Raw genomic sequence first — 20,685 nt, 5'->3', positions numbered from 1 at the left:
CGTCAGGGCACGGGCGTGAGCAGCGGCAAGCCGGCAAAGTGGGCTTGCAGATTGTCCAGCACCAGCTGGCCCATGGCGTGCCGCGTTTCCACGGTCAGGCTGCCCACGTGCGGCGTGAGCACCACGTTCGGCAAGGCGCGCAAGGCGGCTGGTACGCGCGGTTCGTCCGCGAACACGTCGAGGCCGGCCGCGCCCAGGCGGCCATCCTGCAAGGCGGCGATCAGCGCGTCTTCGTCGATCAGGGCTCCACGGGCGATATTGATCAGCGTGCCTTGCGGGCCGAGCGCGTCGAGCACGCTGCGCTCGACGATCTTGCGCGTGGCCGGCGTGCCCGGCGCGCAGACGATCAGATAGTCGCTTTCCTGCGCCAGGGCCAGCAGCGATGCGGCGCGCGGCGCGCTCGCGCCGGCAATGGCGCGCGGCTGGAAGTAGCGCACCTTGACGCCAAACGCGGCCAGGCGCAGCGCGATGGCTTGCCCGATCTGGCCGAAACCGAAGATGCCGGCCGTCTTGCCGCGCAGGCTGGATGCGGGGACGATGGCCTCGCGGCGTTCCCAGCCGCCGTCGCGCACGAAACGGTCGAGCGCCACGATATGCCGCGCGCTGGCCAGCAGCAAGGCCAGCGCCACGTCGGCCACGTCATCGGTCAGCACGTTCGGCGTGGTGGTGACGGCGATACCCCGTTCGCGCGCCACGTCCAGCGCCACGCCGTCCAGGCCCACGCCGTTGACGGCGACGATTTCCAGCTTCGGCAGCAAGGCCATGACGGCAGCGTTCAAGCCCAGCGCGCCCGTCGTGACGACCCCGCGGATGACCGGCGCCCGTTCGGCCAGCCAGGCGTGGCGCTCGTCGACCGGTACTTGCCAGGCGTGGTGGCAGGTGTAGTGCTGTTCCAGCTGCGCGTTGACGGCGGCCGAAGGGCTGGGAGCGAGGATGAGGAGTTCGGGGAGCATGGGCGTCCAGGTTGGTGTCGACAGGATTAGCAGACGCAACTTAGCATATTTGGGAACCGGCCGGGGCTGAGCGCCCCGTATGCCGTGAAAACCGTGTACTGCGCAGAAACTTTAGCCCGGGCAAGGCACGCGTTTGACCTTGCCGCCCGTCCTGGCCGGATCGGCGCCCGAACCCGGGTTCTCGGCCATGCCAAAGCACGTGGCGCCGCCGGCGCTGACGACGCGCGTGGCGGGCCGGCCGTCGGCCGTCAGATAGTCCTCCACGCGGATGACGGGGCCGCCGCGCCAGGCGGAGGCGACCAGTTTCTGGAAGGTGCTTTCGCTTTTGAGGTCGGCAGCGGCCAGCCACGGCTGGTCTTGCCTGCGTTCGCCGCGCAGGGCCTTGTCGGCGGCGCCCGCCGCCAGCCGGGCGCGCGTGCGCAAGTCGGCCGTGGCAGGCGCCGTGGCCGGCGCGGCAGGAAATTCCTCGGCCGGTACGGTGATCGCTTCGGCCGCCACGGGCGGCGGCGCGAAGAAGACGGGCGGCGCGGCGGGCGGCGCAACAACCCGCGCGCGCGGCGCAGGAGCCGGCATGGGCATCGGCAAGGTCATCGGCGGCATCTTCGGCAACGCGCGGGGCGGCAGCAAGGTCATGAACGCCACTTCCGTGTATTGCTTGAGTTGCCGCGCCGGCAAGAGCAGGAAATACAGGCCCAGCACGTGCATGGCCAGGATCAGCGCGACGGCCGCGCCTTTCAGGCTCAAGCCGTCCCGTATGCGCATGCGCATGGAAGCGGACGGTAAGTGGTGAAGCAATGGCATGCGGTGTCCTGTGGGCGCGGGGCGCGATGGCATATTCTAGCGAAACTTGAATATGCGCATTAACAAATCCACAAGGTATCGCCTGGCGCGCCTTTTTCCGCCAGATTCCAGCACCCAGGCCTGCCCGGTGTTGTACGAATGGCGACTTTTTTGCCCGCTTTCTCACACTTTCCCACGCGCTGCGCCACGCTGGAATATAATGATAATCATTCTCATTAATATCCAGATAACTCCATGCGCAGCTTCCACCTCGTCCCTACCCCGTTCGCCCTGGCCGCCTTCCTGCTGGCCAGCGCCGCCGCCCACGCCCAAGCCACCATCACCACCGCGCCGGCCGGCGACGCGCAAACCATGCCCACGGTAGTCGTCAATGCCTCGGCCGATGCGTCGGCGGAAGGCCTGTCGAAGGCGTATGCGGGTGGCCAGGTGGCGCGCGGCGGGCGCATGGGCATCCTCGGTGCCGTGGACATGATGGACTCGCCATTCGGCAGCACCAGTTACACGCAGCAATTCATTGCCGATCAGCAAGCACGCAGCGTGGGCGACCTGCTGCAGAGCGATCCGGCCGTGCGCATGTCGCGTGGCTATGGCAATTTCCAGGAAGTGTATGTGATCCGCGGCTTCGCCCTCGATTCCGACGACGTGGCGTACAACGGCCTGTACGGCGTGCTGCCCCGTCAATATGTATCGCCGGAATTGCTCGAGCGCGTGGAAGTGTTCCGTGGCGCCAGCGCCTTCCTGAATGGCGCGGCGCCGGGCGGCAGCGGCATCGGCGGCGCCATCAACCTGATGCCCAAGCGCGCCGGCAATGCGCCGCTGACGGAATTGACGGTGGGCGTGGAATCGGGCGGCCACGCCTATGCAGCCATCGACGTGGCGCGCCGCTTTGGCGAGCGCCAGGAATTCGGCGTGCGCGTCAACGCCGCCAAGCGCCAGGGCGAGACCGGCATCCAGCGCGAAGACCACGACGTGGGCATGTTCTCGGTCGGCCTCGACTACCGCGGCAGCGGCTACCGCCTGTCGGCCGACGCCGGCTACCAGAATTTCGACCTGACATCGCCGCGCCCGTCCGTCGGCATTGGCAGCGTGGCCGTGCTGCCATCCGCACCCGATGCGTCGAAGAACTTTGCCCAGCCGTGGAGCTATTCCAAGGAACACGATGTGTTCGGCACGGCGCGCGCCGAAGTGGATCTGGCCAAGGATGTCGTGGCCTGGGCCGCATTTGGCTCCCGCTCGACCAAGGAAGCCAACAGCCTGGCCGAGCCGACGTTGACTTCGATCAATGGCGACGCCACGGTGTCGCGCTTCGACAATGCCCGCAAGCAAGAAATCCGCACGGGCGAACTGGGCATTCGCGGCAAGCTCGTTACGGGCGCCGTCAAGCACACCCTGGTGGCCAGCTGGTCCGGGCACTGGAATGAAGCGAAGAACGCGTATGCGATCGGCGACAAGTTTGCCACCAACATTTACGCCCCGGTCAACGTGACGGCGCCGCCGGCGCCCTACACGGGCGGCATCATGAGCGACCCGCGCATCACCCAGAAAACCATCCTCAACAGCTACGCCCTGGCCGACACCATGGCCTTCCTCGACGACAAGCTGCTGCTGACCGTGGGCTTGCGCCGCCAGCAGATCAAGGATGCCGGTTACGACTACAACACCTCGGCGCCGCAAGGCAAGGCCTATGACGAAAGCGCCACGACGCCCGTGGCCGGCATCGTCTTCAAGGCCAGCAAGGACGTGTCGCTGTACGCCAACTACATCGAGGCGCTGGTCAAGGGACCGACGGCCACGGGAACGTATCTGGAAAACGGCCAGCAGGTCAATGTCGACAACATGGGCGAGGTGTTTGCGCCGTATAAATCGAAGCAAAAGGAAATCGGCGTCAAGTATGACGGCGGCAAGCTGGGCATGAGCGCAGCCCTGTTCACGACAAGCAAGCCTTTGTTGGCCGTGCTCGGCAAGCGGGCCGAACTTGATGGCGAGCAACGCAACCGCGGCCTGGAATTGTCGATTTTCGGCACGCCGATGCAGGGCGTGCGCCTGCTGGGCGGCTTGACCTGGCTCGATGCAAAGCTCAGCAATACCGGCGTGGCCGCCAACAATGGCAAGAAACCCATCGGCGCACCGGAAACGCAGATGAGCGTGGGCGGCGAATGGGACGTGCCCGGCGCGCCAGGCCTGACCCTGAACGCCCGCACCATCTACACCTCGACGCAATACGCTGACCTGGCCAACACCCGGCAACTGCCATCGTGGACCCGCCTCGACATCGGCGCGCGCTACCTGACGCAAGTGGCGGGCCGTGACGTGACCTTGCGCGCCCGCGTGGATAACGTGACGGACCGCAATTACTGGTCGTCGGCCGTGTCGTCCTTCAATATCGGCTCGCTGGTGCTGGCCGCGCCGCGCACCGTCGTGGTGTCGGCCAGCGTGGCGTTTTAAAGACCGCGCACCTGTCGCACGATGAAAGGCTGCCTTCGGGCAGCTTTTTTTTCATGTGTGCGCCTGTGCCGCAATGCGCGCTTCGGCGACAATGCCGACATGAAACGACTCCCTGCCCTGCTGCTTTGCCTGTCCCTGCCGGCCCTTGCCCAAAAACAAGCCGCCTGCCCGTATGCCGCCTGGAAAAGTGGCTTCAAGGGCGATGCGCTGGCGCAAGCCACGTGTTTGCTGCGTCCCGTCAAGCTGTATGCGCGCCTGGGCGACAGCGCGCCGCTGCCGGACTTCCTGGCCGCCCGCATCGGCCAGCGCGCGGGCATCGCGCCGGCCCGCCTGCGCGCCTGGCTGGCGGAACAGGGCATCGCCGAGGCGGACGTGGGCGGCGCCGTCGACGCGCCCCTGTCGCGCGCCGTGGGCCGGCTTGCAGCGCCGATGGCGCGCTATTTCGTCATCCACGACACCAGCTACCCGAATTTCTTGTTAGAAACCATTCCCGACCACATCAACGACGCCAGCTGGGATTTCAACGACTTCAGCCTGCGCAATCCGGCGCTGGGCGGCGGCCCGAAGGGCCATGTCTACGTGAACCGCCTGGGCGGCTCGCTGCAGGTGCGCGATTTCGGCACGGCCAGCTTTGCCAGCAAGCTGGAAAAGGACAAGCCTTCGCTGACGGGCCTGTTCCTGCACGTGGAACTGGTGCAACCGCGCAACTCCGTGCCCGGCGGCGGCAAGGGCAACGATGGCCTGGCGCCCGATCCCGGCTTTACGCCCGCCCAATACGACCGCCTGGCCCTGCTGTATATCGCCGCCAGCGTTCGCAAGGGAACGTGGCTGATTCCCGCCTTCCACGCCGTGCTCGATACAGGGTTTGCGAATGGTCATGATGACCCACAGAACTTTTCGCTGAGCGAGTGGTCAGCCTCGCTTTCCCGCCTGTATGCGGCCTTGCGCCAGGCCGATACTGGACAATAAAGCATTTCCCCGCCGGCTGATTAGGCGCATACTATTGCAAGCATAGTCACTGCGGTCAGGGAGGCCAGGTGAGCATCAGCACGGACCATCATGCGGGTCGCCAGGCCGGCGCGCACCAGCCATTGCAGCGTGCGCAGCGCATCTTCGCCATGCGCGACGCCGTCCTCGAGGCCTGGGAACAGCGCGTGCGCGCCAGCGTGCGCGGCGCGGACCAGTTGCTCACGCCCATACTCATCAATACCTTGCCGGCCTTTTTCGACAACCTGGCCGAAGCCCTCACCCCCGGCCACCCGCGCGACAACGCCGCCAGCAACAGCAACGTGCCCGCCGTGCATGGCAACGAACGGGCGCGCATGACCAATTACGGCCCGGAACAGGTGATCCAGGAATACCAGATCTTCCGTGACTGCTTCGCCGCCACTGCACATGAGTCCGGCATCACCCTGCGCAGCAAGGATTGGCAAGTGATCAACAAGTCGATCGACGTGGGCATCCGCGAATCGATACGCGAATTTACCAGCATGCACGAAAGCTTCCGGCGCCGCGTCGCGGCCGGCCTGTCGCACGACATGCGCAATCCCCTGGCCGTCATCAGCACCAGCGCCCAGCTGCTGTTCAGGCCAACCGACGCGGAGCGGGTGGTATTGCTGGCGCACAAGATTGTCGAGCACAGCAAGCGGCTCGACAGCATGATCGAGGAATTGCTCGATGGTCTCAGCTACCACCAGGGCCAGCAGCTGCCGCTGGTGCTGAGCCAATTCGACGTGCTGCCGCTGGTACACGCCGTGGCCGGCCAGGTCAACTTGCAGCGGCCGGACAAATGCCGGGTCAGCGGGCAAGCCGTCACCGGCTGGTGGTGCGAGAATTCGCTGCGGCGCGCGCTGGAAAACCTGCTCGGCAATGCTCTCAAGTATGGCAACGACACGCCCATCAGCGTGCACGTGGAAGCGGTCCACGAACGCCTGATCGTCACCGTCCACAATGGCGGCCAGGCCATCGCGCCGGAACAGGCCGCACGCATCTTCGACTACTTGCGCCGCGAAAACGACAACCCCGCGCCAGGCTGGGGCATCGGCCTGCCCTTCGTGCAAAGCGTGGCGGAAAGCCACGGCGGCAGCATCGCCGTCGACAGCGCGTCCGAAACGGGCACCAGCTTCATCTTCGACGTACCCGTCGATTGCCGCCCCTTCGTCCCGTCCGCAGACGTCCCCAAGAGTGGCGCCTAACGCACCGAATTGGTGCACGGAATGGCGCGACGCCACAAAAGTGGTCATATTTACACCTGTTCACGCCCGCCCTGTTGGCACGCTTCCTGCTGAGCTATACCCAGACACGGCTCAAGGGAAATCACAACATGGCAAATTTTTTCAATGAAATGACTGCAAATGAAGTGGGTACGGACAGCAAGGTACGTGAACACTATCGTGACTTCAGCAATTGGCTGGAACAGCAATCGCCCGAGACCATCGCCCGCAAGCGGGCCGAAGCCGACCTCACGTTCCGCCGGGTCGGCATCACGTTCGCCGTCTACGGCGACGATGCCGGCACGGAACGCCTGATTCCGTTCGACACCATCCCCCGCATCATCCCCGCCGCCGAATGGGCGCAGATGCAGACGGGCCTGGTGCAGCGCGTGCAAGCCTTGAACATGTTCATCCATGATATTTATCATGAGCAAAACATCATCAAGGCGGGCATCATTCCCGCCGAGCAAATCTACAAGAATGCCCAGTACCGCCCGGAAATGCAGGGTATTTCCGTCGCTTCCGACATCTACGCCCACATCGCGGGCGTCGACATCGTGCGCGCCGGCCAGGGCGAATTCTATGTACTGGAAGACAATTTGCGCGTGCCCTCCGGCGTATCCTACATGCTGGAAGACCGCAAGATGATGATGCGGCTGTTCCCGGAACTGTTCGCGCGCAACCGCATCGCCCCCGTCGACCATTACCCGGACATGTTGCTCGACAACCTGCGTTCCGTGGCGCCCATGGGCGTGGACGACCCGACGGTCGTCGTCATGACGCCCGGCATGTACAACTCCGCCTACTTCGAGCATGCGTTCCTGGCCCAGCAAATGGGCGTGGAACTGGTCGAAGGCAAGGATTTGTTTGTCAACGACAACTCCGTGTACATGCGCACGACGCGGGGGGCGAAGAGAGTCGACGTCATCTACCGCCGCGTGGACGACGATTTCCTCGACCCGCTGGCCTTCCGTTCCGACTCCTCGCTGGGCGTGCCGGGCCTGCTGTCCGTCTACCGCGCGGGACGCGTGACGCTGGCGAACGCCATCGGCACGGGCGTGGCCGACGACAAGTCCATCTATCCTTTTGTGCCCGACATGATCAAGTTTTACTTGTCGCAAGAACCGATCCTCAACAACGTACCGACGTACCAATGCCGCAAACCGGCCGATTTGTCCTACGTGCTGGCGAACTTGCCGACACTGGTGGTCAAGGAAGTGCATGGCGCGGGCGGCTACGGCATGCTGGTGGGCCCGGCGTCCAGCCTGGCGCAGATCGAGGATTTCCGCCAGCGCCTGCTGGCCAATCCGGGCGGCTACATTGCCCAGCCGACACTTGCCCTGTCCGCCTGCCCCACGTATGTCGAGGCCGGCATCGCGCCGCGCCACATCGATTTGCGTCCATTCGTGCTGTCCGGCAAGACAATTTCCATGGTGCCGGGCGGCCTGACCCGCGTGGCCCTCGGCGAAGGCTCGCTGGTGGTCAATTCCTCGCAGGGGGGCGGCACCAAGGATACCTGGGTACTGGAAGCCACATCCGCTTTTGCAGGAGAAAAAACATGCTGAGCCGCACCGCCGATCATTTATTCTGGATGGCCCGCTACACGGAGCGGGCGGAAAACACGGCGCGCATGCTGGACGTCAACATGCAGACGTCGATGCTGCCCCAGTCCGAGCAGGACGCGGAACAGGGCTGGCGCGCCACCCTGGGTATTTCCGAGCTGCAAAGCGCGTACGACCACAAATATGGCCGCTTCCACACGCGCGACGTGCTCGACTTCATGGTGCGCGACCCGAACAACCCATCTTCCATCCTCGCCTGCCTGACGGGCGCGCGCGAAAACGCCCGCGCCGTGCGGGGCACCCTGACGACGGAAGTGTGGGAAATCCAGAACGCCACCTGGCTCGACATGCAAAAGCGCCTGAAGAGCAATCTGCTGGAAACGGACCCCAGCCAGTTCTTCGAATGGGTGAAATACCGCTCGCACCTGTCGCGCGGCGTCACCCTGGGCACCATGCTCAAGGATGAAGCCATCCACTTCATCCGCCTGGGCACCTTCCTGGAGCGGGCCGACAACACGGCGCGCATCCTCGACGTGAAGTTCCACGGCGCGCGCGACACGTCGAAAGACATCACCCAGCGCGATTTCTACTACTGGGCGGCCCTGCTGCGCTCCGTTTCCGGCTTCGAAATCTACCGCAAGGTCTACCGCGACGTGATCACGCCGGCACGGGTGGCGGAATTGCTGATGCTGCGCGGCGACATGCCCAGGTCGCTCTTGGCCTGCATGGATGACGTGGTGGAAAACCTGAAACATATCCGCAACGACGTGTCGGCCGATACGGAGCGTTTCGCCGGCAAACTGCATGCGGAACTGAAATTCGGCCATATCGACGACATCATGAAGGCGGGCCTGCACCATACATTGACGGAATTTCTGGAAAACATCTATGACCTGGGCAACCGGGTCAGCCGCGACTTCCTCGTTCCATTGGCGGCCTGATGCAGCTCACCATCCGCCACGAAACCCATTACGCCTATAGTGCGCCGCTGGCCTACACCATCCAGCAGCTGCACCTGACGCCGCGTATCGAGCCGCAGCAGCGCGCCCTGTCCTGGCATATTGCCACGCCGGGCCAGTGCCACGCCTACACGGATGCCTACGGCAATCTGTCGCACATGCTGACGATTAACGGCAGCCATCAGTCGCTGAGCCTGGTGGCGCACGGCGTGGTGGAAACCATCTACCCGCACAAGGGACGGCTGAACCTGGTCGATACCCTGTCGCCGCTATTGTTTACCATGCCGACGCCGCTGACCCAGGCCAACCCCGCCATCCTCGAGCTGACGGCCGCCAGCCTGCCGGACCGCCGCGTGACGGCCGGCACGGGCCATTTGCTGCGCCTGGCCGAGCACATCGTCGGCAAGGTCGCGTATGAAAGCGGCGCCACCATGGTCACCACCACGGCCGGCGACGCCCTGGCCCTGGGGCGCGGCGTGTGCCAGGACCACGCCCATTTGTTCCTCGCGTGCTGCCACGCCTGGGGCATCCCGGCCCGTTATGTGTCCGGCTATATCGATCCGGGCACGACGGGCCACGCGGCCAGCCATGCCTGGGTCGACGCGTGGACGGAAGACACGGATTTCGCGGGCTGGGTCAGCATCGACGTCACGCATGCGCGGCTGATGACGGATGCGTATTGCCGCCTGGCCATCGGGCGCGACTACGATTCGGCCGCCCCCGTGCGGGGCGTGCGCCAGGGCGGCGGCACGGAAACATTACGAGTCGATGTGCAGATCGTGCCCGTGTAAACGGGCAGGAATGAGGCTGGCCGGGCCTTGCAGGCGGTAGGCCGGGCCCGGCTGGTGTAAAATGCTTCCCCTTTTGATTTGATTTACGACAATGACTTATTGCATAGGCATGCGCCTGAACGAAGGCCTGGTCTTCCTGTCCGACTCCCGCACCAACGCCGGCGTGGACCAGGTGGGCACCTTCCGCAAGATGAGCGTGTTCGAAAACCCGGGCGACCGCATGCTGGTCTTGATGACGGCCGGCAATTTGTCGATCTCGCAGGCGATCCGCCAGATCGTGTCCGAACACGTGGATGCGGACGGGCGCAGTATCTGGAACGTGGCCAGCATGTACGACGCGGCCCGCATCGTGGGCGAAGCCGTGCGCACCGTGCACCTGCGCGAAGCGAAGGCGTTGGCCGACTGCGGCATCGATTTCAATGTCAGCATCATTCTCGGGGGCCAGATAGGCGCCGAGCGCTGCCGCTTGTTCCAGGTGTATTCGGCCGGCAATTTCATCGAATCGCACGATGAAAACACGTATTTCCAGATCGGCGAAGCGAAATACGGCAAGCCCATCATCGATCGGGTCATCAATCCATTCACGCGCCTGGACGAGGCTGCCAAGTGCGCGCTCATTTCCATGGATTCCACTTTGCGCTCGAACATTTCCGTCGGCTTGCCGCTGGACTTGCTCGTCTACGAGACGGGCAGCCTGGCCGTCACGCGCTTCGTCACCATCGATGAAAAGAACCAGTATTTCCGCATGATCCGCGATACGTGGGGCGAACAATTGAAGCATGTGTTCGAAGGCATCGTCGATCCCGTGTGGAATGCGGCGCCGGAAACGACGACGAACGTATTATCGTCGTCCAACATGCAAAGCAAGCCCGTGCGCGTGGCCATCCCCGAGCACGTGAGCCGCGGCGGCCTGACGGTGGCGCCCCTGCAATCCCTGGCGCAGCAGTTCAGCGACGACAAGCAGCATTGACCGTTGACAGGCCCGCTGCGCGGGGCGCTGGACAAGTCGCTTTCCGCGTGCTTTTATGGCAATATGGGTTGACATTCAATCCAGATTGACCTGAAAGGCAGGTGGCGCATGGACTTGATCACTTCCGCCGTCGTGGCAGCCATCGGGCATGGCGCGCCCGGCCATGCTCTCGAAGCCGTCGCCAGCCATTATGAACGGCTCAAGCAAGCCATCGCCAAGTTCGACGGCGCCGCCGCCATCCTGGCCGCCATCGCCGCGCTGGAAACCGAACCTGCCGATACCCGGCTGCAACTGGCCCTGGCGGCCGCCCTGTCCGCCGCGAAAGTGCCGGACGACATGGAAACCCTGTTTGCCGCGCAAGGCTTGCTCGATGCGGTGCAGCCCCCGCTGCGTCCATTTCCCCCGTCGCCCGCCCCTGCCGACCAGGGCGCCGTCGTGTCGAACTATGCGGTGGTGAAAGTGTATTTCGCCACGGACCGCCAGCGCGACGTGGGCAAGCCGCCGGCCCAGCGCTTCAGCGGCGAACGCAACATCATGGGCGGCAATGGCCCCCTCAGCTATGGCAGCTGCGACGTCAGCATTCCCCGCGACCATCGCATGGGGCAGCTGGAATCGCCGTCGCTGTGGCGCCTGGAGTTTCGCGACGACCCGGCCAAGCACGTGGTGCTGCTGTCGGCCGAGGTGCAAGACCGCGGCAACTTCTTTGCCGCCTTGAAGACCCAGATCCGCGCCTCGGCTGGCAAGAGCGCCTTTGTCTTCGTGCATGGCTATAACATGAGTTTCGAGGATGCGGCCCGGCGCACGGGACAGATGGCCTACGACCTGGGCTTTGACGGCGCGCCCGTGTTCTACAGCTGGCCGTCGCGCGGCGAGGTGGCCGGCTACACCATCGATGAAAACAATATCGAGTGGAGCACGCCCCACCTCGCCAGCTTCCTGAGCGACTTTCTTGCCAGCACGGAGGCGGCGCAAGTGTACCTGGTCGGACACAGCATGGGCAACCGCGGCCTGGCGCGCGCCGTGGCCGACTTGCTGGCCGCGCAGCCGCAGCTGGCGCAAAAGATTACGGAAATCATCCTGTCTGCGCCCGATATCGACGCCGCCATCTTCAAGCACGATATCGCGCCGAAACTGGCCGCCGCGCGCAATCCCGTCACCCTGTATGCCTCGTCGCAAGATCTGGCCCTGGCCGCCTCGAAAGCCGTGCACGGCTACCCGCGCGCGGGCGACAGCGGCGCCGGCATGCTGATCGTGGCGGGCGTGGAAACCATCGACGCCACGGGCGTGGACACGAGTTTCATGAAGCACTCTTACTTTGCGGAAAAGCGCTCGGCCCTGTCCGACATGTTTTATCTGATACGCAACCAGGCGCGCGCCGACCAGCGTTTTCTCGACCCCGTCGATACGGTGGCCGGCCGCTATTGGACGTTCAAACCGTGACGCCGTTCCATCGAGTACGGCACGCATGCTAAGATACGGCCCAGAGGGTGGCAACGGGCACGGCGATGACGCCGCCAGCCGATCCCCCGCAAGCAGGCCTATCATGTTGACATCATCTTCTACACCGCAAGCCGAATCGCTGATCCGCAACACCAATGCCCGCGTCACCAAGACGCGCGTGAAGGTGCTCGACTTTTTAATGGCGCAAAGCCGTTCGCTGACCCACCATGAAATCCAGCAAGCGCTGTCGCAGGACAGCGACATCGATTCCGTCACCCTGTACCGGGTGCTGGAGTGGCTGACGGAAAATGAACTGGTGCACCGCATCGCGGGCGCCGACCAGGTGTGGCGCTTCAGCGCGGGCGCCGGCCACCAGGCGCACGAACACGCGCACTTCCAGTGCACGAAATGCGCGAACGTCACCTGCTTCAATGAAGTCAAGCTGCCCCCGCCCGTGCTGTTGCCGGAAGGTTTCAGCGGCGGCGAAGTCGATTACCTGATCAAGGGCTTGTGCCCGCGCTGCAAGTAATCGGCGGCAGCATTACCTGATCAATAAAGCCAGGTGATGCTCGTCATAAAATAGCTCGCCCACACGCATCGAGCGCGGTTCCGTACCGTACGCGATAAATCCCAGCGATTCATACAGGCCCAGGGCGGCATTGTTTTCCGCATTCACGCTCAAATGTACTTGCATGACGGCGGGGTCCGCTTCGGCCTGCGCGATGCAGGCGTTCACGAGACGCCGCGCCACGCCCTTGCCCCGCTGCGCCACATCGACGAACACGCCCCACAGCAAGGCCTTGTGCGATAGTTGCCGCATGGATTCGCGCCGCAAGCCGGCAAAGCCGACCAGGCGTTCGCCATCGAAGGCGCCAAACGCCCGGTGCAGCGGGCCGTCGGCGATGCGCTGCACGTGTTCTTCGGGCGTGCGCGCCAGCTCATCCTCGCGCGACGAGGAAAACGAGCTGGGCGAATCGAGGATGGCGCGCAGGCGCAGCGCGCAAAAGGCGGCGGTGTCGGCCGGCGTCAGCAGGCGAATGACGATTTCAGGTGCGGGCATGGTGGAATCCGGCAGTTTTTTTCCATTATACCCACGCCCCCGCCTCAGGCACGCACGCGGCGCAAACCCAGCAAGGTCCAGCCGTACAGGGCCGCCATCAGCAGCACCATGGCCGCGCCGAGGGCCGCCGTCCAGCTTTCCGGCAGCGACCAGGCCGGGTCGAGCTTGCCGGCGGCCATGTACGCGGCCATGGCCACGCAAATGGCGACGATGGGCCAGCCCAGGCGACGCCGGAAGGCGCGCACGAGGTCAATCTGGCCGGTGCGCATGACTTTTGCCGTGACCCAGCCATCGAAGGTATCCGTCACGCCCATGCCGACGGCAAACACCAGGCCCGTCAGCAAGGCCGGCTGCATGCCGCCCAGCGCGACGGCCGCGTAGCCCCAGGCGGCCGCCTGCAAGGCCGTGTCGAAGACCAGCGCGAACAGCATGCCGACGAGAATGGCGGCGAGCGGCCCGGATGCGCCCCGCAGCCAGCGCGGCAGCAGCCGGCCGCGCACCTCGGCCAGCTGGGCGCCGGCCAGCAAGCTGCGCGCATTCAGGGCCGCGATCAGCAGCAGCAAACCGATGGGCAGCCATTCCAGCCAGCCGAACACGGTTTCCGACGGTGAAAATTGCTGCGACGCCACGGCGGCCACGGCCACGATGGCCAGCACGGTGACGCCATGCCCCAGCGCAAACAGCGCGCCCATCCACGGCGTCCAGCGGGGCGCCGCGGCCTGGCTGCGCAGGGTCAGGCCATCGACGGCGGCCAGGTGGTCCGGTTCCAGCCCGTGCCGCATGCCCAGCAAAAAGATCAGCGCCAGGGCGGGCAAGCCCGCTTCCACGCTCACGCCGCCACCTCGGCGGGGCTGTCCGCCTTGACCACGCAACGGTCCAGGCCACGGGTCAGCATATCCTGCGGCAAGTCGCGGCCGATGAAGATCATCTTGCTGGCGCGCGTTTCCCCGTCGTTCCACGGCGCGCCCAGTTCCGAGCCCATCAGCATGTGCACGCCCTGGAAGACGGCGCGGCACGGCACGTCGGCCACGTACAGGATGCCCTTGTAGCGCATCAGTTGGCTGCCGAACAGCTGCACCACGGCATCGAGAAAATTTTCTACCTGCAGCAAATCGAGGGGCCGGGACTGGTGATAGACGAACGATTGCACGCCGTCGCCATGGCGGTGGCCCAATTCTCCCAGGAAATCCGGCTCCAGCTCGACGATGGCGTTCAAATTGAAACCGCGGATGTTCAGGATATCGCGCAAGGGCACATTGCCAAAGCGCACTTTCTGGATGCTGGCGCGGCCATTGATGGCGACCAGGCGCTGGCGCAGCGCGGCCAGCTCGTCCTTGCCGACCAGGTCCGTCTTCGACAGCAGGATGCGGTCGGCAAAGCCCACTTGTTCCTGCGCTTCCTTGTGCGCCGTCAATTGCTGCTGCGCATGACGCGCATCGACCACCGTCAGGATGGCGTCGAGCATGTAGTACTCGCTGACGGATGGCTCCGCAAAGAAGGTTTGCGCCACGGGGCCGGGCGCGGCCAGGCCCGTCGTTTCGATGATCACGTGATCGAAAACGATGGTGCCGGCTTCGCGTTTGGCGTGCAGTTCGCCCAGGATGCGGATCAGGTCGCCGCGCACGCTGCAGCAGATGCAGCCATTGTTCATTTCCACGATCTGCTCGTCGCTGTCCTGCACCAGCAAGCCATGGTCGATGCTTTCGGCGGCGAATTCGTTTTCGATCACGGCGATGCGCACGCCGTGGTCGCCCTGCAATATGCGCTTGAGCAAGGTGGTTTTCCCGCTGCCGAGAAAACCCGTGATGATGGTGACGGGGATCAATTCTGTCATATTTGTTTCCTATCGATGGTTAATCTTCCAGTTCTTCCATGCGCTGCCATTGGGGAAACGGGTCCGGCAGCTTGCGCCAGGCGGCCATGCCCTGGCGCGTTTCCGTGGTGTTGAGTTGGCATTTCTTCAAGTCGGCCTCGATGGCGGCCTGGTCCATGTCCTGGCCGATGAAGACGAGCTCCTGGTAGCGGTCGCCATATGGCTCGCTCCAGCCCGCCTTGACTTCCGCCAGCGAGGCCGCATCCGTGGGCCAGCGTTCCTTCGGCACGGACGCCCACCACAAGCCCACGGGTTCGATATTCATCAGCTTGCCCGCGCCGGACAGGCTGGCCACCCATTCGGGCCGGCTGGCCAGCCAAAAATATCCCTTGCTGCGCACCACGCCCTTGATCGGCTGGGCAATGTAATCGTGCAGGCGCTGCGCGTGGAACGGCTCCTTCGCGCGGTAGACGAAGCTGCTGATGCCATACGTTTCCGTTTCCGGCGCATGCACGCCGGCCAGCTCCTGGGCCCAGCCCGGCATGCCGGCCGCCTGCTCCAGGTCGAACATGTTCGTGCCCAGGATGGCGTCCAGCGGCACGACGGACTGGTTCGTTTCGATGATGCGCGCGCCGGGATTCAAGGCTTTTAAAATGGCCAGCACGCGCAGGCGCTCGTCCGCCGCCACCATGTCGACCTTGTTGAGGACGATGACATTGGCAAATTCGATCTGTTCTGTCAGCAAATTGGCCAGCTGGCGGTCGTCGCCCTCGCCCGCGATTTCGCCGCGCTGCTCCAGGCTGTCTTCGCTGTGGAAATCGGCCAGCAAATTGGCGCAGTCGACGACGGTGACCATGCAGTCGATGCGCGCCACGTCGTTCAAGCTGTCGCCGTGCTCATCCTCGAAATCGAAAGTGGCGGCCACGGGCATCGGCTCGCCCACGCCCGTCGATTCGATCAGCAGGTAATCAAAGCGGTCTTCCGCGGCCAGGCGCCGCACTTCCAGCAGCAAATCGTCGCGCAGGGTGCAGCAGATGCAGCCGTTGGACATTTCCACGAGTTTTTCTTCCGTGCGCGACAGGGCCGCGCCGGCCGCCTCGGCGCCATCCCTGACGAGCGAAGCGTCGATATTGACTTCGCTCATGTCGTTGACGATGACGGCCACGCGCTTGCCTTCGCGGTTGCGCAGTATGTGGTTGAGCAAGGTGGTCTTGCCGGCGCCGAGAAAGCCGGACAGGACGGTGACAGGGAGTTTGCGCTGTGGCATGGGGATTCCTTAGGCTGGCTGAGTTGGCGAAGGTCGCACTAATGCAAATGAATTGCGTTTTCGAATTATAATGCAACCAACTTGCATTTGTCTGGCGATCTTTGCCTGCCACCGTGAAAAAGAGGAATCCATGCGCTACCAGCAGGATCAGTATCCCGGCCCTCGACGTGCTAGAGTGCGAACTCGTCGGCGATGCCATCGAAGTAAGCGCATGGCGGCTGAACTGTTGTCGACAGCCCCTGGATGATGCGATGAAGACTGATTCTGCCCCCCCGTGCAGACATACAGCCGTGCTTCTCAGCCGTGCGGCCGCGCGAGCATCACATCGGCTGGCTTCGATTTTATTAGCCCTTAGCAAGCCGCTCTTAAATATTTTATTCTCGCCTAGCCAATGAAAAAAATACTGATAATAAGCCTGCTCGCGCTCATCTCCATATATTCTTTTAAGAAAATGATTTACAACCCGTATGTATGGAAACAAACCATTAACAGCCCTGAGCATAAATTGCAAATTGGAAGTTTTATTTTCAACAAAACAACAGGGGTTAATGGTGGAAGCCAAAGCATTCGAACGGATTATTACATTTTCAAAGTAATAGAGATCAATGGCGATCATGTTCGGCTTTCTGTGGTCAGGCAATTGTCGAAAAATAACACAATTTTACAATCCGACTTCTCGACCACAAAAGAGAATTTTGAATATTTAAAAAAACATATCGATAAAATTACAATTACAGGAATTTTGACAAAAGACTTATTCGTGGGAAATTATGAGCCATATACCGTGAATGATTATTTGCTAAAGAAGTATCCTTCATTGGAAAAATCAAGGTATTACTTCGAAGATATCCCTGAAGAGATGAAAAATTTGCCGTTACCGACAGACAATAACAAACTACAGGATTATTTTAGTACAATCTATTCCAAAAAAGAAATTATTGAAAATGGCAAGCTTGCTCTCTGGGTTTTAAATAATAGCAATAATCCTGAATTGGCCAAAAGATCAGCAGAAGATATAGATTTGATACAAAATTAGATTTTGTCGCGCTTGATCAATTGTGCTTGCATGGCGCGTGAAGATACTCCATCTTGCCACAGTTCAATTTTCACAATCACCAAGGAATCGATGTTCTTGCGCAACTCCATAAGGCTTCTTGCCGTACTTGTTTTGATGATGGGCAGCGCCATTGCCGCAGACATAAAAAAGCCGATCCAGCACTATCTTTACTTTAGTCACCGTGAACTGAACGGGGAAAACATCCGCTCGGATAAAGCGTTAAACGATGCCCGCTTCCGTGGCGCGCAAATCGTCTACACCTGGCGCAGCCTGGAGCCGCAACAGGACCGGTATGATTTTTCGGCGATCCGCCACGACATCGCCTTTCTCGATTCAATCGGCAAAAAACTGTGGATACAACTGCAGGAAAAATCCTTCACGCCGCGCCATAATGTGCCGGCCTATCTGCTCAGCGATCCTCGCTACCAGGGCGGCATCATCAAGCAAAGCATGCTCTCGGCGCCGGAGCGCGACCCGCACAAACCGGTGACGGATGATGAATACGGCTGGTCGCCAAAGATGTGGGAACAACCGGTGCGCGACCGTTACCAGCGCTTGATCCGGGCGCTGGGCCAGGAATTCGACGGAAAAATCGAGGGCATTAATTTCAGCGAAAGCTCGATCGACATCGGCGTCGAAGACGGTAAAGGAAATACGATTTTTCCCGATGATTTCAAGCCGCAACAGTATGTCGATGCCATCAAGGAAAACATGCGGGTGCTGGCCGGCGCCTTTCCTCACACCAATACCATGGTGTATTTGAATTTTTTGCCAGGTGAATGGCTTCCGTGGAGCGACAAGGGTTATATGCGCAGCGTGTTTGCGCAAGCGCAAACGCTGCAAATGGGCGTGGGCGGCCCCGACCTGATGCCGTATCGAAAAAGCCATATGGGCCAAAGCTACGGCTTCATCAAGGACTACCCGGCCGATCTGGTCAAAGGCATGGCCGTGCAAGACGGCAATCTGCGCCAGATCAATCCCCGCACCGGGAAAAAAAACTCGGTCGAGGATGTCCTCGACTTTGCCCGCAACTACCTGGGCCTGGACTATATTTTCTGGGTGGAGGATGAACCATACTTCAGCAATGAGGTGTTGATAAAGCTGCCGGCGCATTGATGCGCCGGCACGACGCCATGCGCCCTGCCACACTGTCATGGTGGCGTCATATGCCGGCGTTACAGTCGCGTCTTTTGAATCATTCTAAGGGCGGCAATGAAAACAAATTGGGTCATGCTGGCGGCGCTGGCAAGTGCAGGTCTCGTCGGTTGCAACGGCAGTTCGAACACGGCGCCGGCCATTCCAGAAGGCACGACGGTCACCGTCGCCTTGCTGGAAACCACGGACATCCACTCGAATGTCCTCAGCTATAACTATTACGCGCTGGCCGAAGACACGAGCCTGGGCCTGGAACGCACGTCGACCCTGATCCAGGCGGCGCGCGCGGAAAATCCGAACAACGTCTTGCTCGACGATGGCGACGTCATCCAGGGCACCTTGCTGGCCGACCTGCAAGCCGTGGCCGCGCCCGTTCCCTGCAGCGGCACCTTGGCCGTGCACAAGGCCATGAACGCGCTGAAATACGATGCGGGCGGCATGGGCAACCACGAATTCAACTACGGCTTGCCTTACCTGAGCCAGATCACCAACACGGATTTCGGCATTCCCGGCGTGGCCAAGCCGACGGGCACGTGCGGCGCGCCCGCCTTCCCTTCCGTGCTGAGCAATGTCGTCGGCGTGTCCAGCGGCAAGCCGATTTTCCAGCCCTACACCCTGCTGCCCCGCGATTTCGCCGCCACGGCGCCCGACGGCAGCAAGCTGACCGTGAAAATCAATGTGGGCGTGCTGAGCTTTGTGCCGCCGCAAATCCTCGAATGGGATCAGAAAGTACTCGCTGGCAAAGTCAGCGTGACGGGCGTGCAGGAAGCGGCGAAACAATACGTGCCGGAATTGCGCAGCAAGGGCGCCGACCTCGTCGTGGCCCTGTCGCACGGCGGCCTGGATACCAGTCCCTACAGCCCGAAGATGGAAAACGGCAGCTATCACCTGACCAGCACGGGCATCGACGCCTTGATGATCGGCCACTCGCACTTGATCTTCCCGAAAGGCAAGGAAACGGGCGCGGCCGCCCTGGACGCCTCATTCGCCGCCTTCCCCGCCAGCGCCAAGATCGATGCCGAGAAAGGCTTCGTCAATGGCGTGCCCACCGTCATGGCGCAAAGCTGGGGCCGCCGCCTGGGCATCATCAAGCTGACCATGGCCTACCAGGACGGCAAGTGGGTGGTGCAGCCGGCCAAGACGACGGTGGAATCGCGCGGCTTCAAATACACCGATGGCAAGACCCTCGTGAACGCCGACCCGGCCATCGCCCCGCTGGTCGCCACGGAGCACGCGGCCACCATCGCCTACGCCAAGCAACCGCTGGGCATCAGCACGGATTTCGAGATGTCCGCCTATTTCGCGCTGGTGGGCGACGTCAGCGCCATCCAGCTGGTGAACCAGGCGCAACTCGATTACGTGAAAAATTTCATCGCCACCAGCACGGATGCCACCTTGTCCAGCTACAAGAACATCCCCGTCATTTCCTGCAGCGCGCCATTCAAGGCGGGCCGCAACGGGCCATCGGACTTCACGGACGTGGCGGCAGGCGCCTCCCCGGCCGCGCCGGTCGGCTTGCAAGTGCGCAATCCGGGTGACCTGTATTTATATAGCAACAACAACCTGCAAGCCGTGAAGATCAAGGGCGCGGACTTGAAAGCCTGGCTGGAAACGTCGGCCAAACAATTCAACCAGATCGACCCGGCCAGCAGCGCCGAGCAAGACCTGGTGCCGTCGTATGGCACGATCTATAACTATGACGTGTTCTACGCGGAAAACAATGCACTGACATACCAGATCGACGTGACGAAAAAACCGGGCAGCCGCATCGTCAACCTCACGTACAAGGGCGCACCGGTCGCCGATGGCGATGACTTCATCGTCGCCACCAACGATTACCGCGCCGGCGGCGGCGGCGCCGTGCCGGGCATCGATGGCAGCAAGACCATCATCAAGTCGCCCGATGCGAACCAGGCCGTGGTCAGCAATTACCTGGCGTCGCTGAGCACCAAGGGCGGCAAGGTGACTCTGGCCAACAATGGCAGCGCGCGCAGCTGGAGCTTCGTCAAGACGGCCACGGCCGGTCCCGTGATCCTGCGCTCGGCGCCCGGCCATCTGGCGCTGGCGCAAGGCAGCGGCATCACCAACGTGGCGGCCGAAGGCGGACTCGACGCCAGCGGCTTTGCCAAGTACCGCATCGACCTGAGCAAATAAAGTCCGAGGGCCGGAACAAGCGCAGTTCCGGCCCGTTTTGATGAA

General features: G+C 62.5%; 18 protein-coding genes. 12 read left to right on the top strand and 6 right to left on the bottom strand.

Annotated features, from left to right (window positions below):
- Window positions 1–2: 2 nt before the first annotated feature.
- Window positions 3–953 carry a 2-hydroxyacid dehydrogenase gene (locus O0881_RS02025; RefSeq protein WP_289909885.1) on the bottom strand — a complete coding sequence of 317 codons (951 nt, stop codon included), beginning with the start codon at window positions 951–953 and terminating at the stop codon, window positions 3–5.
- A 111-nt stretch (window positions 954–1,064) separates the two neighbouring features.
- Window positions 1,065–1,754: a hypothetical protein gene (locus O0881_RS02020; RefSeq protein WP_289909884.1), complete on the bottom strand. Its 690-nt coding sequence runs from the start codon at window positions 1,752–1,754 to the stop codon at window positions 1,065–1,067.
- Between the two features lie 234 nt (window positions 1,755–1,988).
- Here O0881_RS02020 and O0881_RS02015 point away from each other — a divergent pair, with 234 nt between their 5' ends.
- The 9 genes from O0881_RS02015 to O0881_RS01975 all read left to right on the top strand — a co-directional run bounded on the left by O0881_RS02015 (window position 1,989) and on the right by O0881_RS01975 (window position 12,663).
- Window positions 1,989–4,199 carry a TonB-dependent receptor gene (locus tag O0881_RS02015; RefSeq protein ID WP_289909883.1) on the top strand — a complete coding sequence of 737 codons (2,211 nt, stop codon included), beginning with the start codon at window positions 1,989–1,991 and terminating at the stop codon, window positions 4,197–4,199.
- Between the two features lie 99 nt (window positions 4,200–4,298).
- Complete coding sequence (locus O0881_RS02010; protein ID WP_289909882.1) at window positions 4,299–5,168, top strand: hypothetical protein; 870 nt, start codon at window positions 4,299–4,301, stop codon at window positions 5,166–5,168.
- A 68-nt stretch (window positions 5,169–5,236) separates the two neighbouring features.
- Window positions 5,237–6,394, top strand: a complete 1,158-nt coding sequence (locus O0881_RS02005) for a HAMP domain-containing sensor histidine kinase (RefSeq protein ID WP_289909881.1) — start codon at window positions 5,237–5,239, stop codon at window positions 6,392–6,394.
- Window positions 6,395–6,522: 128 nt separating this feature from the next.
- A complete protein-coding gene (locus tag O0881_RS02000; RefSeq protein ID WP_289909880.1) occupies window positions 6,523–7,977 on the top strand; it encodes a circularly permuted type 2 ATP-grasp protein in 1,455 nt (484 codons plus the stop codon).
- Window positions 7,971–8,915, top strand: coding sequence for an alpha-E domain-containing protein (locus O0881_RS01995; protein ID WP_034787425.1), 945 nt, complete (start codon window positions 7,971–7,973; stop codon window positions 8,913–8,915). The genes O0881_RS02000 and O0881_RS01995 overlap by 7 nt, the downstream gene beginning before the upstream one ends.
- Entirely contained in the window at window positions 8,915–9,724 is an 810-nt protein-coding gene (locus O0881_RS01990; protein ID WP_289909879.1) for a transglutaminase family protein, read from the top strand. Before O0881_RS01995 ends, O0881_RS01990 begins: the two co-directional genes overlap by 1 nt.
- A 91-nt stretch (window positions 9,725–9,815) precedes the next feature.
- Window positions 9,816–10,694, top strand: a complete 879-nt coding sequence (locus O0881_RS01985; protein WP_077404313.1) for a peptidase — start codon at window positions 9,816–9,818, stop codon at window positions 10,692–10,694.
- A gap of 108 nt (window positions 10,695–10,802) precedes the next feature.
- On the top strand, window positions 10,803–12,134 hold the full coding sequence (locus O0881_RS01980; protein WP_289909878.1) for an alpha/beta fold hydrolase: 1,332 nt from the start codon (window positions 10,803–10,805) through the stop codon (window positions 12,132–12,134).
- Between the two features lie 103 nt (window positions 12,135–12,237).
- Window positions 12,238–12,663 carry a transcriptional repressor gene (locus tag O0881_RS01975; protein WP_034787417.1) on the top strand — a complete coding sequence of 142 codons (426 nt, stop codon included), beginning with the start codon at window positions 12,238–12,240 and terminating at the stop codon, window positions 12,661–12,663.
- A 12-nt stretch (window positions 12,664–12,675) separates the two neighbouring features.
- Here O0881_RS01975 and O0881_RS01970 read toward each other — a convergent pair whose 3' ends face one another.
- From O0881_RS01970 to zigA, 4 genes are read right to left on the bottom strand one after another with little or no spacing between them, the layout of a single operon-like run.
- Window positions 12,676–13,194 carry a GNAT family N-acetyltransferase gene (locus O0881_RS01970; protein ID WP_099668040.1) on the bottom strand — a complete coding sequence of 173 codons (519 nt, stop codon included), beginning with the start codon at window positions 13,192–13,194 and terminating at the stop codon, window positions 12,676–12,678.
- A gap of 44 nt (window positions 13,195–13,238) precedes the next feature.
- Complete coding sequence (locus O0881_RS01965) at window positions 13,239–14,027, bottom strand: hypothetical protein (protein ID WP_289909877.1); 789 nt, start codon at window positions 14,025–14,027, stop codon at window positions 13,239–13,241.
- The gene (locus O0881_RS01960; RefSeq protein ID WP_289909876.1) at window positions 14,024–15,028 is read right to left on the bottom strand and encodes a GTP-binding protein; all 1,005 of its coding nucleotides are present in this window, start codon (window positions 15,026–15,028) and stop codon (window positions 14,024–14,026) included. The genes O0881_RS01965 and O0881_RS01960 overlap by 4 nt, the downstream gene beginning before the upstream one ends.
- 19 nt (window positions 15,029–15,047) lie before the next feature.
- Entirely contained in the window at window positions 15,048–16,274 is a 1,227-nt protein-coding gene (gene zigA / locus O0881_RS01955; protein ID WP_289909875.1) for a zinc metallochaperone GTPase ZigA, read from the bottom strand.
- A 451-nt stretch (window positions 16,275–16,725) separates the two neighbouring features.
- On the opposite strand from zigA, the gene O0881_RS01950 reads away from it, so the two are divergent.
- The 3 genes from O0881_RS01950 to O0881_RS01940 all read left to right on the top strand — a co-directional run bounded on the left by O0881_RS01950 (window position 16,726) and on the right by O0881_RS01940 (window position 20,640).
- Window positions 16,726–17,310, top strand: a complete 585-nt coding sequence (locus tag O0881_RS01950) for a hypothetical protein (protein WP_289909874.1) — start codon at window positions 16,726–16,728, stop codon at window positions 17,308–17,310.
- Window positions 17,311–17,340: 30 nt separating this feature from the next.
- Window positions 17,341–18,447 (top strand): hypothetical protein, encoded by a 1,107-nt coding sequence (locus tag O0881_RS01945; protein ID WP_289909873.1) that lies wholly within the window; start codon window positions 17,341–17,343, stop codon window positions 18,445–18,447.
- Between the two features lie 96 nt (window positions 18,448–18,543).
- Window positions 18,544–20,640, top strand: a complete 2,097-nt coding sequence (locus O0881_RS01940) for a bifunctional 2',3'-cyclic-nucleotide 2'-phosphodiesterase/3'-nucleotidase (RefSeq protein ID WP_289909871.1) — start codon at window positions 18,544–18,546, stop codon at window positions 20,638–20,640.
- The last annotated feature ends 45 nt before the right edge of the window (window positions 20,641–20,685 follow it).

Source organism: Janthinobacterium sp. SUN100, assembly GCF_030397705.1.
Taxonomy (GTDB): domain Bacteria; phylum Pseudomonadota; class Gammaproteobacteria; order Burkholderiales; family Burkholderiaceae_D; genus Janthinobacterium; species Janthinobacterium kumbetense.
Note: the sequence above shows the minus strand (reverse complement) of the source record. Positions and strands in the feature narration are given on the sequence as shown.